Origin of the sequence: Acinetobacter sp. V102_4, from assembly GCF_031799005.1 — a bacterium.
Taxonomy (GTDB): domain Bacteria; phylum Pseudomonadota; class Gammaproteobacteria; order Pseudomonadales; family Moraxellaceae; genus Acinetobacter; species Acinetobacter calcoaceticus.
The window spans coordinates 57,377-72,069 of record NZ_JAVQNR010000036.1; the positions used below are offsets into that span (position 1 = coordinate 57,377).

Genomic DNA, 14,693 nt, shown 5'->3' on the forward strand with positions numbered 1-14,693 from the left:
AGTTTTTAGTTTTGGAGTGGAACTAAAGTTTCATGTAAATAAACCCAATAACATTTTTCGCCTTCTACTTTAATGCAGGCTGTAGAAGTCCGTACTGTCTCGGTTTCACTCGTTTGCTGATGTTCCTGATATTGCACCCAACAATAATTTTCAAATTCGTATAAAGCTCTGCTTTTAAGAATATTGATTTTTAAAGAAGGTTTTTTCCCAACATTTTGGCTAAATAAACTATGCACTTCGGCGAAACCAATGCTATGGCCTTGAACCGTGACCATCTTAAAATTTTGATCGAAACTATCTAAAAGTGGGTTAAGACTTTGCTCTGCATTTTGGCCTGTAAATACATTTTCGATCAAAACGTGTAGGTCAATCACGCTTTGAATGGCCTGATCCATTTGATTAGACATGGGTTTTCTCCTTTAAAATGGGAATGAGTGAGAGTAAGCAGAGTAAAGCTGCAATTAAAAAAGTATGTTGATAGCGAAGCAGATCGCTTGAGCCAGACATCAAGTTATATATCGAAATGAGAACAACAGTACCGACACTAAATGAAACTTGTCGATTGATGTTCCAGAGTACACTGCCTTGTAGTAAATCTTGACCCTTGAAATCAATTAACGAACTGATTTGGGCAATATTGGCGCTTAAGCCACCTCCCATACCCATCACTAAATAGGCGAATACTAAAAAGCTTATGGAGCTAGTGTTTGAAATAAAAAATAAAAGAAAGATACCAAGGCTATGAAGGGTAATGCCAATAATAAGTAAATATTTTTTTTCTATTTTTTGATAGAGCAGGCCACCGCTGATCATTGCTACTAGCGCACCTGCTGCATAGAGCAACATGAATGAGCCAGTTTGTTTTGCATTAAAGCCAAGGTTAACCTGTAAATTAAAAATATTGAGTAAATTAACACCTGTAAAAATACCGGGAACAGCGTAATAGACAATAAATGCATTGCGTAAATTTTTATTTTTTAATAACTGAAGATTAAGAATAGGATGATCGATTTTTTTCGAATGTTGAATGTAAAAAATAAGCATTCCCACCGAAATTAGCAAACTGCTTATAGCCAACATGAGATTGTGATAATCCCCATAGAATGAAAATGAGAGTAACAAACATAACAGGCTTATATTAAAAATAACCAAGCCTTTTATGTCTGGTCTTTCACTCGACACATTCTCTGTTTTTTTAACCCATAGCCACGCTAGAAATGAGGCAAGTAAAGAAAATGGAAGATTAGAAAAAAACACCCATCGCCAACTCAATGAATCAATAATCACACCACCAAGGGCGGGTGAAAAAGCTGGAGCAATTAAGGCAATTGCCATAATCATTGTAGAAATGCGTTGGCGCTCTTGATTCGGGAATAAGGCATAGACGAGAGCTTGGCCGACTGGAATTAATAAACCTCCAGCGATACCTTGAATAAATCGCCAAAAGATTAAGCTATAAATCGATTCGCTAAATCCAATAAAGCAAATGCTTATAGAAAATAACAGCATCGAATAACACAATAACTTTTGGTTTCCTAACTTGGTGGCTAACCATAAACTCATGGGCATGATTAAAATGAGGCCGAGAATATAGGCATTTGTTACCCAAGCGACCATGGATTGGCTGACTGAAAATGATGATGCAATATTAGGTAAAGCAATTGCCGACATAAAAATGTTAATGCAATCAATAAAGAACCCAAGTAAAAACACCGTTGCTATTTTATATCGATAAGACATACCTACCTCCGTGCAGGCAGGGTAAGATTCGGCTCTTTTATTGTCGATGCAAGCGAAGTAAAATCATTGTTTAATAATTTCAAATAATCGGCTGAATTGTGCAAAAAAATCTCAAGCAAATTACTAGTTTTTTACAAGTTGTCGATTCCGGATCTTTTACTAAGGCTGCCGAAATTTTGGGACTGAGCCGATCAATGGTGAGTATTGATATAAAACAATTAGAAAAGCAGTTAAATACAAGTCTCTTAATTCGAAATACCCGTAATATTGCATTAACTGAAATAGGTCAGCATTTTTATGAAGATTTTAAACAAATCCAGCTTCAGATTGATGAGGCTTTTGAGCGAAGCCAACATTTAGGTACGAGCATTACAGGCACTTTACGTTTTTCATCTACCAATGAATTTGGTCAACGCTTTATTCTGCCTTTACTTCCTGAGTTTTGTCGGCTTTACCCACATTTACGACTACAATATTCGTTTAATTCATCGCTTGATGATTTAGTTACTGAAAAATTAGATCTTGTTATACGGCTAGGAAATTTAAAAAACTCATCTCTAAAAACCCGAAAAATCGGAGAATATCCAATTTATCTTGTGGCTACTCCGCAATTTATACAAAACCATCCTGTAGAAAATATATCCGATTTGGCAGATGTTCCGTGGATTGGTCACACCTTATTAAATTGGCAAGATTCACAATATATTTTACAAAATAGTTTAGGCGAGCAATATTCATTACCTTTTATTCGAAGTCAGTATGAATCAAACTCGGTAACCGCAATTCATCAAATGGCGCTGTCATCATTAGGTATTGCGATTTGCCCAGCATGGTTAGTTGATGAAGATATTCAACAAAACCGCTTAATTCGGTTATTTCCTGATTTCTCGTTACCGTTACAAAATATTCAATTACTTTATCCTAGTACTTCTAATTTACCAGCCAAAACTCGGGCATTTATAGACTTTTTGGTAGCCCGTCTTTCTTTTAGATAAACTAAAAAGTATGTAAGTTATGGACGATAAGCTATTTTATATAAATAGACAATTCTGTCTGTTTTTTATAAAATAGCGCTGATTATGACTCAGTTTTATAATAATGATGTCCAATAAAATATTTCAAATTTTAGATAGTTTAGGTTTGGTTGCACAGAATCGTGTACTTCATGTGCAATTTTCCAACCCATCATTAAACAATCAAGTCTTCTTGCAACGTATTGAAGGCGAACATACGCTCAACCAAGGCAGTGTTGGTGAGTTACTATGTCTGTCGACGAACGCACATATTGCATTAAAACAATTTATTGGCTGTCAGGTTGCCGTTGATCAGGTCACTGAAATGGGCCAGTTTTTTAGAACGACAGGCATTATTACCGAAGCCAGCCAAGGGCAAAGCGACGGTTCACTCACCATTTATAACCTCACCTTAAAAGACCCAACTGCACTTTGGCATAAACGTCGTAATAGCCGCGTGTTTATGAATAAAAGCGTGCGTGATATTAGCGAAATTCTGTTTAAAGAATGGCAGGGGAAAAGCCCGTTATTTGCCTCAAGCTTAACACTCGACACGGCAGGCTTAACTAAAGACTATGATGTGCGTCCATTTGTGATGCAGTCAAACGAAAGCGATTATGACTTTTTAACCCGTTTGTGGCGTAGCGAAGGCATTAACTGGCTGGTTGATGAATCGCAGCTTTTAGTCGCCGACCCGAATGTTGCCATCCAGCCACAAGTACTGCGTTTAATTGACGATAACCAAAATTATCAGGCGCTTGAACGCCGTAGCCTCCGTTACCAGCGCAGCAGTGCTACAGAACAGTTCGATACCATTACGCAAGTTAAGTCAGAACGCCGTTTACAGCCGACATCGGTTCATGTGCAACGCTGGCAAGCCGATGCCCTCCAACAAGAAGAAGGGAGTGGCAGCGTACAGGGCACGCAGCAGCACAGTGAACACTATGACAATGCGAGCCTAAACCTTGAAGATGCATGGCACGTTAGCCCTGCTTGGATGCAGGACCTAAAAGGCGAAGACCAAGCCACCGCTTCAGGCAATAGCCAGATTGAACAGCTTAACCAGCATATCAATGCATACCATCACCTGAGCTCTAAACAGTTTACGGTCTCAGGTAACGTCCGTGATGCACAGGTGGGTTATTGGTTTGAACTGAATGACCACCCTGAACTTGAGCGCCACGACAGTGCTGACAAAGAGTTTTTAATCTTAAGTAAGCATTACTATAACCAGAATAATTTACCGAAAGAATTACAACAGCAACTTGAGCGCCTATTACCAAAAGACAAGCTCAAAGCTGCCCAACTCGACAGCCAAAACCTTGAGCAGCGCCACTTTGCTGAGCTGAACGTGGTTCGACGCAATATTAAAGCTGTGCCTGAATATAACCCGCTAGAACACCGACCAGCCGCTTACCCACAGCGCGCTAGAGTGGTGGGGCTAGAAGGCGAAAGCATCCATGTTGACCAGTGGGGACGTATTAAAGTCCGTTTTCTGTTTACCCGAACTGATGACCATAGTCATGACGGTGGAGCGGGAAGTAACGACAATGACACCGACTCGGCTTGGGTCGATGTACTCACCCCATGGGCAGGCGCAGGTTATGGCGCACGCTTCTTACCGCGCGTTGGTGAGATCGTAGTGATCGACTTCTTTGACGGCAATGTTGACCGCCCGTTTGTGGTGGGGCGCATTCACGAAGCTGAACGTCACCCAACCCAGTTTGACCAAAAAGGCCAGCTACCCGACACCAAAAAACTCAGTGGTATCCGCTCCGAAGAAGTTGATGGTAAAGGCTTTAACCAGCTACGTTTTGATGACACCACAGGTCAAATCAGTGCCCAGCTACAAAGTAGCCATGCGGCCAGCCAACTCAACTTGGGTAACCTAAGCCATCCAAAAGATAAAGCCGAAAGTGATGGTCGTGGTGAAGGCTTTGAGCTACGAACAGACCAATGGGGCGCAGTTCGAGCAGGTAGTGGCTTACTCGTTAGTACCCACAAGCAGGACCAAGCTCAAGGCGTACACCTAGACGCAAACGAGGCCAAACAACAAATCGAAGGCGGCCTCAACAATGCCAAGGCACTCAGTGAAGTTGCTAAAAACCAGCAAACTGATCCATTGGAAGTGCTTGAGAACTTAAAAACGTTCATAGAACAAATTGAAGAAAAAGATCAAGACAAAGCTGCTGCTTTTAAGCAAGCCTTGATGATATTAACTGCACCTAACAGTATTGCTCTAGCCAGTAATGAAGACATTCACCTCAGCGCAGATGCTCAGTTAAGTCAAACTGCTGGGGATAGCATTAATCTGACCACTCAAAAGAACCTGATTGCGCATGCTCAAAATAAAATCAGCCTTTTTGCGGCTCAAGAAGGCGCGAGACTCTATGCAGGCAAAGGTAAAGTTGAGATTCAAGCGCAAGGAGATGGAGTAGATTTAATTGCCCGTAAAGCGGTTCAGATTATTTCAACAGAAGATAAAATTGAAATTAGTGCTTCTAAAGAAATCGTTATCATGGCGGGTGGATCTCAAATCAAGATTAATGGCTCGGGAATTTTCCCTGTCACTGGTGGCAAGTTTGAGGTAAAAGCTGGGCAGCATTTGTTTATGGGGGGGGAGGTGCGAATTTCAGTTCTTCACTACCGCCTCCGCCTAAACGTGGGCAGGGTGTGCTCGAGCTTTTACATGACTATTCACATGGTGCATTTGTTAAAGGGGCGGGTTATACCGTAACTGATAATTTGGGCAAAGTCGTTAATGGAAAGCTAGACGATAAAGGTTTCGCTCGTGTTGCAGGTTTGGCAACAGGTTCGGTGAAGGTTTTATTTGATCCAGACCCGCGTAATCCTTGGGATGAGGCAAGTGATTTTAAACGTAAGGCAGAGTGGCCAAATCAAAATGATGTAGAAGGAGGCATTGGTATTGCATCTGGCAGTAAAGGGTTAACCGAAACATTGAAAAATGACTTTAAAAAGTTGAGTGAACTTGCGGACAATGTGAAATCTGTGCAGCAGAAGATTGAATCAGTTAAAAAAATCAAAGATCAAGGTGCTAAAGCATTACTACCAATGGCAATGGAACAGGTTTTAGGGGAGAGTGATGGATCTAAGTTAAGTCAATCATTTGTTAGTCAAAATAGCTTTATGTCTTCAAGTCAGCAGAGTAATCCACTCCGAATGTTGACTCAAGTAAGCTCTGACAAAACAGCAATAACAAAAATCCAATCACCATTTGAAACGTTTGTATAATTTGAGAAGAACATGTCACAAAATTCAGTCGTTGCTCCTTTAAATACTTTCAGTCCAAAAGATTTAACTGCAAAGAAAGCAGCAGTTGATAAATGGTTTAGAGAATATACAAATGGTGTTGTTACAGTTGATCGACTAGAGACAATTTGTAGAAGTGTACCGGTTTTAGGAAGTGCCTTTGCTGTTGGCGATATCATTATTGATATCATAAGCATGCTCAATAAAGGTGGTCTTGATAAAGTTGAGATTTTTGATTGGTTAAATTTGGGAATTGATGTCATTGGATTGGTGCCAATGGGGCCAGTTGGACCTTCCGTGCGTGGTGCAGCACGACCAGCATTATTTTATGTAAAGAATGAATCAGAAAAAATTATCAAAGCGCAAGCAAAGAAATTAGGTAAAAAAACATTAACTTCTCAAGAAGTAAAAAAAGCTTTAAGTACAGGATTTAAAGACAGCGCAAGTGTATTTTTAACTACCATTATTGCTGAAAATGTAGCAGGGACTTTAGAAAACTTTGCTAAAAAAGGGCAAAGTTTACTTAGTCAGGTTCTAAAAGAAGTTGGCAATTGGATTGTCTTATTAACAAAAACTATTGATGACGGCTTTAAGAAATTAGTCAGCGGTTCTTTAAATGGACTTCCAAACCTTAAGCGAGCGGGCCAGCAGTCTTTAGGAGTAATAAAAGGAATATTTGAACTTGACGGAACCCGTATAGTAAACAATGCCAAATATGCTACTGAAAATGTTGCAAAGACTGTAGGTAAAGGGTATGTCAACCTAGCCAACTTAGTAGTCTCTGATGAAGCACGAGCTAAAGTTTTAGCTTTAGGTGCAAAAATAAGATCTATAGGTCAAGTTGCTCAAGGAAAAGTAAATGGTTTAAGTGACCCTAATACTTTATGGACTATTGGTTGGCTATTCAGCATTATGGGAATGGTTGCTGCAAAACATCGGCAAAAGAAAGCTCAGATTAAGGCAAAAGAAACGACGAAAGCCAGTGCAAGCCATCCATCAAATCCGACTGATAAAACAAATAAACAAGCTGAGGCAGGGAGTAATGCCAATCAGTGTAAAAACTGTATGGGGGGGACAGGTGGTTCAATTACCTTTGCAATGGGTACAGAGTTCTTTACTCATGTTGATGCTCAAATTGGTGGTGTAATTGAGGACAGTATTAGCCGTAGCTATGCTTCAAACTTGTATCAAATGGATGACTCTATCTTTGGTGCACGTTGGGTTACTCCATTTACTACAAAAATTTCTCGTAAATTTAAATATAGTCCAAAGAAAAAAGACCATAAAGACTATTTAAATGGGCTTGAATACATTGGTTTAGATGGCCGAGCAATCGATCTGCCTGCCCTAAGGACGGGTCAAAGTATTTACGATCCGGTTGAGCAATATACTTATACAGTTTTATCAGATCAGCTTCATTTAATTGCCTACGGTGAAGACGAGAAACGCTATTATGAAAAATACGGTGAGGACTATCGTCTATCCTATATAGAACGTAAAAATGGCTTCAAAGTAGCTTTACGTTATGACCATGTTTCTATAGATAATAAAACAATTTTATCGGACATTTTATTTAAACAGGACGATAATTTGCTGGCTCATTTAGCTTTGCAATTAACTCCACAAGGTTTGGTTTCCGATATTTGGACAATCAAAAATGGCCAATTAGATCGCGTATTGGCAAGTTATAACTATGATCAACAAGGTGACTTGGTTCAGGCAACAATTGAATTTGCTGCTTCTTATTCTTATCAATACAACTATCATTTAATTACACGTTATACAGATCTTACTAATCGTGGTATGAATCTAAAATGGGACGGTATTTTACCTACTTCAAAAGCGATTGAAGAATGGGCAGACAACGCCAGCAGTGCCTCAAAGCTGGAGTGGGATAAAGATATCCGAAAAACGACTGTGTTAGATGTTGAAGGGAATAGCACCGAACATTACTATGATATTGACGGTTATACTTACCGAATTGTTTATCCTGATAATTTTGAAGAGTGGTTCTTTCGAGATCATGCAAAAAACATAACACTCCATATTGCTAAAGACGGTTCAAAAACTTCTTATACTTACGATGAGCGCGGTAATGTCTTGACAACAACTCAAGATGATGGGGCAACGAGTTATTTTGAATATGATGAAAAAAATCAACTCACTGGTATGGTTGATGCCGAACAGGGACGTTGGTTTAAGCAATATGATGGTTCTGGTAATCTGATCAAAGAAATTGATCCACTTAAGCATGAAACGGCTTATGCTTACAATGCCATGGGCTTAGTAACTTCCATTGCAGATGCTAAAGGTGGAAGTAAGTCACTCAAATATGATGATCAAGGGAATTTAATCAGTTATACAGATTGTTCAGGTAAAGAGACCAAGTGGCAATATGATGAGCGTGGTCGTGTAATAAGTATTGAAAATGCATTAAAATAAAAAGTTGAGTATTTTTATACTGAACTTATCTTAGAAAATCGAGAACCAATTATAAAGGGTTTACCTCTGAATGCTTTTGGTCAACTTGAAAAGATCAAACATGCTGATGGAACCGAAGAACACTTCATTCATGATGCTGAAGGGCGGTTACTGGCACATGTAGATCCTAAACAGAACATCACTCGCTATGAATATGATGAGGTTGGTTTAATTCTGTCTCGTACAGATGCTTTAAATCACAAATTAAAATATAAATGGGATCGATTGGGACGTCTAACCCGACTAATTAATGAAAATGGTGCAAGTTATCAATTTTTTTATGACCTTGGTGGGCGTTTAATTAAAGAAATTGACTTTGATGGTAAGGAAACGGTTTACCACTACAATGAAAACTCGGGCCAACTTGCAACCAGTATTGAAGTCGCATCTGCTTATGGACAAGACCTCAAAGACCGAGCTGCACCAAAAGACCGAATCCAACAATTTATTTTTGACAGTATGGGGCGTTTAGAACAGCGTACTGCAGGCTATGGCCACTATGGTTTAGAACTTGAAGAACAACAGACTGAAGAGTTTGCCTATGATTATATGGGGCGAATCATTCAAGCTAAAAATGCTCAAAGCAATTTACAATGGTTTTATGATGCGGTTGGCAATTTAGTACGGGAACACCAACAAGACTATAAAATCAATAAAACCGCGGTGTGGAAACACCAATATGACGAAATTAATGATCGAATCAAAACGTCTCGTCCAGACGGACAGATTATTGACTGGTTGGTATATGGTAGCGGTCATGTACAAAGTTTGATCGTGAATGGTCAAGACCTTGTTAGCTTTGAGCGTGATGATTTACATCGTGAAATTGCACGTCACTATGCCAACGGAGTGAGTCAAGAACAGCAATATGACTTGGCAGGTCGTTTGAAAAGCCAAATGATGTTGAGTGAACATGAAAATGGCTATCAAAACCAATATAAGCCACACAACAATGCATTAGAGCAGACCAGTCAATTGGTACAACGTCTTTATCAATATGATAAAGCAGGTGAGCTAACGGCAATTCGAGATACACGCCGTGGCAATATTGCCTATAAGTACGATCCTGTAGGGCGTTTACTTGAAGCGAGCAGTAAACTTGGAAAAGAAACTTTTAACTTTGACCCTGCCAGTAACATTATAGATTCGTATCATAGTCAGAAGGCTCAAAGCCATTCACAAAGTGCGAAAGAAAAAGACTATGGTTATAACCGTTTAGTTAATAACGTAGTTAAAGAGTATCTAGATCAACAGTACCAATATGACGCTTATGGACAACTCGTAAGACAAAAAATGAGCCAAGGTGATTTAAACCTTGAGTGGGATGTCTATGGCCGTATGGTGAAGAGCCGTAATAGTCAATACACGGCAGAATATCGCTATGATACTTTAGGTCGTCGTATTCAAAAGCGAAGTAAACATCACCATACAGGTCAAGAACATAATATTATTTATGGATGGGATGGCGATACGCTTGCTTATGAGTCCACAGAGGAACTGACCAAGCATTACATCTATGAAAAAGACAGTTTCGTACCAATGCTACAGGCTGTTTATTTAAGTCCAATAGAATTACACCAAACTCCAGATTGGTCAGATAGACCTTATAACATACACCGTGACCCGCTTTGGAAAACTGAAAAACAGGGTAAAGAATTTGATGATGTATGGTTCTATCACTGCGACCATTTAGGCACGCCACAGGAAATGACCGACCATACTGGTTTAATTATTTGGAAAGCCGAATATAAAGCATGGGGTGAGTGTAAAGCGGAGAGAGCAAAATCCAATTTCTTCGAAAATAGTGAGATTATTTCAAATAATATCCGTTTCCAAGGTCAGTATTTTGATGAAGAGACAGGATTACATTACAATCGCTATCGATATTATTCGCCGTATGTAGGTAGGTTTGTAAGTAAAGACCCGATAGGGTTGTTGGGTGGTAATAATGTTTATGAATATGCTCCGAATCCAGTGGGGTGGGTTGATCCTACAGGTTTAAGGAAGAAAAAAAACTCGCAAGAGCTTGGTAAAAATGTAACAGGGCAATGTGGTTGGCCAGGAAAGCAAGCGCACCATGTAATTCCTGAAACTCTTGAAAATCATAAATTACTTAAAGATATAGACTTTAAAATGAATAGTGCCTCAAATGGGATAATGCTTCCTGAGACATCAAATGTTTATATCAGTGAGCATTTGGGTGGACATGCAGTTTATACAAGGGCTGTTAAAAAAGAATTGGATCATATTGAGAAAAAGTATGTTAACCAAGGTGATAGAAAAAGGGCTGTCCAAGATCTACAACGAAACTTGGATTCAGCATTAAGGCATAAAAAATTATCACTGTATAAAACAAGATGTGGTAAACCTACTGGACTTAAAGATGGTGATTGGGACCGATATATCAAATCATCAAGGAGATACTAAATGAACCTAAGCAAAGTTGAATATGCTAAGAAGCTCATTAAATTCGGTAAAAAAGTTGAGGCTGCTGAGATATTAAAGAAGTTTATTAGTGAAAATAGTGACTTTTCTTTAAGAAAAAATGCCTTGGAAGTTCTATTATTTGAAATTGAGTTGAAGAATGATAATTTAGTTTGGGAGCGCATAGATCCTTTAATTGAACTTGCTGAAGAACAGTCAATATTTTCAAAAGAAAAAATTGACGAGATTAGATCTTTGAAAAATACTAAAATCGTTAATTTAAAAAATGAAATAATACCTACAGATAAATTTGAAGAAATATATAGTTTTTTCAAAAATAATTTTTTAAGCTCAAATTTAAATAAAAAGCCAAGTGAAATTTTTTATGAAATAGATTTTGAATTAGCAGTAAAAACTGCCCATGACCAAAATGTAAAAAATCCATATGAAAGTTGGAATGATATTAGAAAATTTATAGAAAAAGAAATTTATAATTTTATTTTTTCAAATTCAATTAATATTGACTATCTTGACGATAAAATTAATAAGTTAAATATTGTCTTGGAAAATAAATTAAATAATCAAGATAAGGTTTTTTACTATTTTTTGGATGATGTCGAAAGCGATATTTATTTAATATTAATGGCTTGTTATGTTGATTTCGAAAATATATTAATAGATTTGTTATTAGAAGCATATAAGTGTAATTATTTTCCTTGTGGATGGAAGGGTAATTTCCCATCTGGAAATCTATGTGTAACTAATGGGATGCTAGAGTATGAGATTAAGTAACTACTTATGATATTAATTTTAAAAGCTTAATTAAAAAATACTGCAAGTTATCAATTTTTTATGACCTTGGTGGGCTTTTAATTAAAGAAATTGACTTTGATGGTAAAGAAACGGTTTATCATCGCAATTTGTAAATGCTGTTAATGAATTTCTTGGAATACTAAAATTTTAACAACTTTTAAAAGTGAATTAATAGTGTAAGTTTTTAATTCACTTTATATCTTTATACGTTCATCATCTTCATCCACTCTTGTATTCATATCGTTAAGTTTCTCTTTACAAAATAGACAGATGTTTCTGTATTTTATAAAATAATGCCAATCCTGACAAAATTTTCATAAAAAGATGTTATCTCATATACATAGAATTCTAGAAGATTTGGGTATTAGTTCGCAAAAACGCGTACTTCATGTTCAGTTTTCTAATCCATCGTTGAATACTCAAGTCTTTTTACAAAGTATTGAAGGGCAGCATCAGTTAAATGAAGGTCTGGCTGCCGATCTATTTTGTCTCTCTACTAATGCGCATATTTCATTAAAACAATTTATTGGTTATCAGGTTGCAGTCGATCAGGTAACTGATCAGGGGCAATTATTCAGAACTACAGGAATTATTACCGAAGCCAGTCAGGGGCAGAGTGATGGTTCATTAACATTGTATAAACTGAGATTACAAGAGCCGACCGCGCTATGGCATAAACGCCGAAATAGCCGTGTATTTATGAATAAAAGTGTACGGGATATCACTGAAATTCTATTTACAGAATGGCAGAACAAAAGCTCATTGTTTGCGTCTAGCTTAACTTTAGATTTAAAAAGTTTAACTGAAAACTACGATGTTCGACCTTTTGTTATGCAAAGTAATGAAACGGATTATGATTTTTTAACCCGACTTTGGCGTAGTGAAGGCATTAACTGGTTAATTGATGAAGCTCAGTTGTTTGTCACTAGTAGCTCAGATGAGATTCAACCACAAAAATTACGTTTAATTGATAATAATGAATCATATTTAGCATTAGACCGAAGAAATATCCGTTATCACCGTAGTAGCGCAGTTGAACAACAAGATAGTATGACGAGCCTCGTGCCAACTCGAAACTTGCAATCTACAGCCGTGCATGTGCAACGCTGGCAGGCTGATGCCTTAAGTCAAGAAGAAGGCATGGGGAGTGTTCAGTCAAAGCATAGTCATAGTGCTAATCAGGATAATGCAAGTTTAAGTCTAGAGCAGGCATGGCACATGAGTCCTGCTTGGATGCAAGATTTAAACGGTGAAGATCAAGCCACCGCATCGAGTCACCAGCAGCTAGAAAAACTCAACCAAAATCTATCCGATTATTATGCATCTCAATCGAAATACTTCCGTGCACAAACCGCAGTACGTGATGCGCAGGTTGGTTATTGGTTTGAACTCAATGAACATCCAGAAATAGATACGCATAGCGGGTCAGACAAAGAGTTTCTTATTATTGGCAAAAGCTTCTATTTGCAAAATAATTTGCCTAAAGATTTGCAACAACAAATCAATCAACTTTTTAGTCAAAGCCAATGGCAAAACAATCAATCAGGGCTAAACGACAAGACTGAGCGTCAAGGTAATGAACTCATTTTGTCGCGTAGAAATATTAAAACTGTTCCTGAGTATCATCCGTTAGAGCACCGACCAGTAGCTTATCCACAGCGTGCTAGAGTGGTGGGATTAGAGGGCGAAAGTATTCATGTCGACCAGTGGGGGCGGATTAAAGTCCGTTTCTTATTTACCCGTGGTGACGACCATAACCATGATGGCGGAGCAGGAAGTAACGATAATGACACTGACTCGGCTTGGGTGGATGTGCTCACCCCATGGGCTGGCGTTGGTTACGGTGCACGCTTCTTACCACGTGTGGGTGAGATCGTGGTGATCGACTTCTTTGACGGCAATATTGACCGTCCGTTTGTGGTGGGCCGTATTCATGAAGCTGAACGGCATCCAACGAAATTCGATCAGAAAGGTCAGCTACCCGATACCAAAAAGCTCAGCGGCATTCGCTCCGAAGAAGTCGATGGTAAGGGCTTTAACCAGCTACGTTTTGATGACACCACAGGGCAAATCAGTGCCCAACTACAAAGCAGTCATGCGGCAAGCCAACTAAACTTGGGTAACTTAAGCCATCCAAAAGAAAGCGCGACAAGTGACGGTCGTGGTGAAGGCTTCGAACTCAGAACAGACCAATGGGGCGCGGTAAGAGCAGGCAGTGGCTTACTCGTTAGTACTCACAAACAAGATCAAGCTCAAGGCGTACACCTTGATGCAAATGAGGCCAAACAACAAATAGAAGGTGGCCTTAACAATGCCAAGGCTCTCAGTGAAGTGGCTAAAAATCAGCAAACTGACCCGTTAGATATGCTTGAAAATATTCAGTCATTTATTGAAGTTCTCCAACAAGAAGATCCCAAAAAGGCTGTTGAGTTCCAATCAGCGGTAATGGTGTTAGCATCTCCAAAAAGTATTGCTGTGAGTAGTAATGAGGATATACACCTCAGTGCAAATGCACAGCTTACTCAAAGTGCTGGAGATAGCATTAATATCAGTACGCAAAAGAATATAGTGAGCCATGCGAGCCAAAAAATTAGTCTATTTGCTGCCCAAGAAGGTGCTCGGCTTTTTGCTGGCCAAGGCAAAGTAGAAATTCAGGCTCAAGGTGATGCCTTAGATGTCATTGCTCGAAAAGGTGTACAGATTACTTCAACCGAAGACACGGTTTTTATTACTAGTCCAACTGAAATTAATCTGACTGCAAATGGGTCTCAAGTTAAGTTGAATAGTTCGGGTATTTTCCCAGTTACGGGCGGTAAGCTTGAGGTGAAAGCAGGGCAGCATTTGTTTATGGGGGGCTCATCAATAAATCCACCTGCATTAGATTTACCAGACTGTTCTGCTAAACAGTCAGATGCAGCAAAAAATGGATCAGCAAAAGTGATATTGGACTAA

Annotated in this window: 6 protein-coding genes and 2 pseudogenes; 6 read left to right on the plus strand and 2 right to left on the minus strand. The window is 38.7% G+C overall.

The window, feature by feature from the left end:
• Positions 1-5: 5 nt before the first annotated feature.
• Positions 6-407: a hypothetical protein gene (locus RMB13_RS08155; protein ID WP_311084927.1), complete on the minus strand. Its 402-nt coding sequence runs from the start codon at positions 405-407 to the stop codon at positions 6-8.
• On the minus strand, positions 400-1,740 hold the full coding sequence (locus tag RMB13_RS08160; protein WP_311084928.1) for an MFS transporter: 1,341 nt from the start codon (positions 1,738-1,740) through the stop codon (positions 400-402). The genes RMB13_RS08155 and RMB13_RS08160 overlap by 8 nt, the downstream gene beginning before the upstream one ends.
• Before the next feature lie 98 nt (positions 1,741-1,838).
• Here RMB13_RS08160 and RMB13_RS08165 point away from each other — a divergent pair, with 98 nt between their 5' ends.
• The 6 genes and pseudogenes from RMB13_RS08165 (at position 1,839) to RMB13_RS08190 (ending at position 14,693) form a co-directional block, all read left to right on the plus strand.
• Entirely contained in the window at positions 1,839-2,735 is an 897-nt protein-coding gene (locus RMB13_RS08165; protein WP_205469505.1) for a LysR family transcriptional regulator, read from the plus strand.
• Positions 2,736-2,838: 103 nt separating this feature from the next.
• Positions 2,839-5,412 (plus strand): annotated as a pseudogene (locus RMB13_RS08170) (type VI secretion system Vgr family protein); the annotation flags it as partial.
• A gap of 14 nt (positions 5,413-5,426) precedes the next feature.
• Positions 5,427-6,005, plus strand: a complete 579-nt coding sequence (locus RMB13_RS08175; RefSeq protein ID WP_311084997.1) for a hypothetical protein — start codon at positions 5,427-5,429, stop codon at positions 6,003-6,005.
• Positions 6,006-6,017: 12 nt separating this feature from the next.
• Positions 6,018-10,931 (plus strand): annotated as a pseudogene (locus RMB13_RS08180) (RHS repeat-associated core domain-containing protein).
• Entirely contained in the window at positions 10,932-11,720 is a 789-nt protein-coding gene (locus RMB13_RS08185; RefSeq protein ID WP_132071257.1) for a hypothetical protein, read from the plus strand.
• 345 nt (positions 11,721-12,065) lie between these two features.
• On the plus strand, positions 12,066-14,693 hold the full coding sequence (locus RMB13_RS08190; protein WP_311084929.1) for a type VI secretion system Vgr family protein: 2,628 nt from the start codon (positions 12,066-12,068) through the stop codon (positions 14,691-14,693).

Excerpts from the sequence above, each read along its gene's own strand:
- RMB13_RS08155 (WP_311084927.1), bottom strand. The coding sequence starts at position 407 with ATGTCTAATCAAATGGATCAGGCCATTCAAAGCGTGATTGACCTACAC.
- RMB13_RS08160 (WP_311084928.1), bottom strand. The coding sequence starts at position 1,740 with ATGTCTTATCGATATAAAATAGCAACGGTGTTTTTACTTGGGTTCTTT.
- RMB13_RS08185 (WP_132071257.1), top strand. The coding sequence starts at position 10,932 with ATGAACCTAAGCAAAGTTGAATATGCTAAGAAGCTCATTAAATTCGGT.
- RMB13_RS08190 (WP_311084929.1), top strand. The coding sequence starts at position 12,066 with ATGTTATCTCATATACATAGAATTCTAGAAGATTTGGGTATTAGTTCG.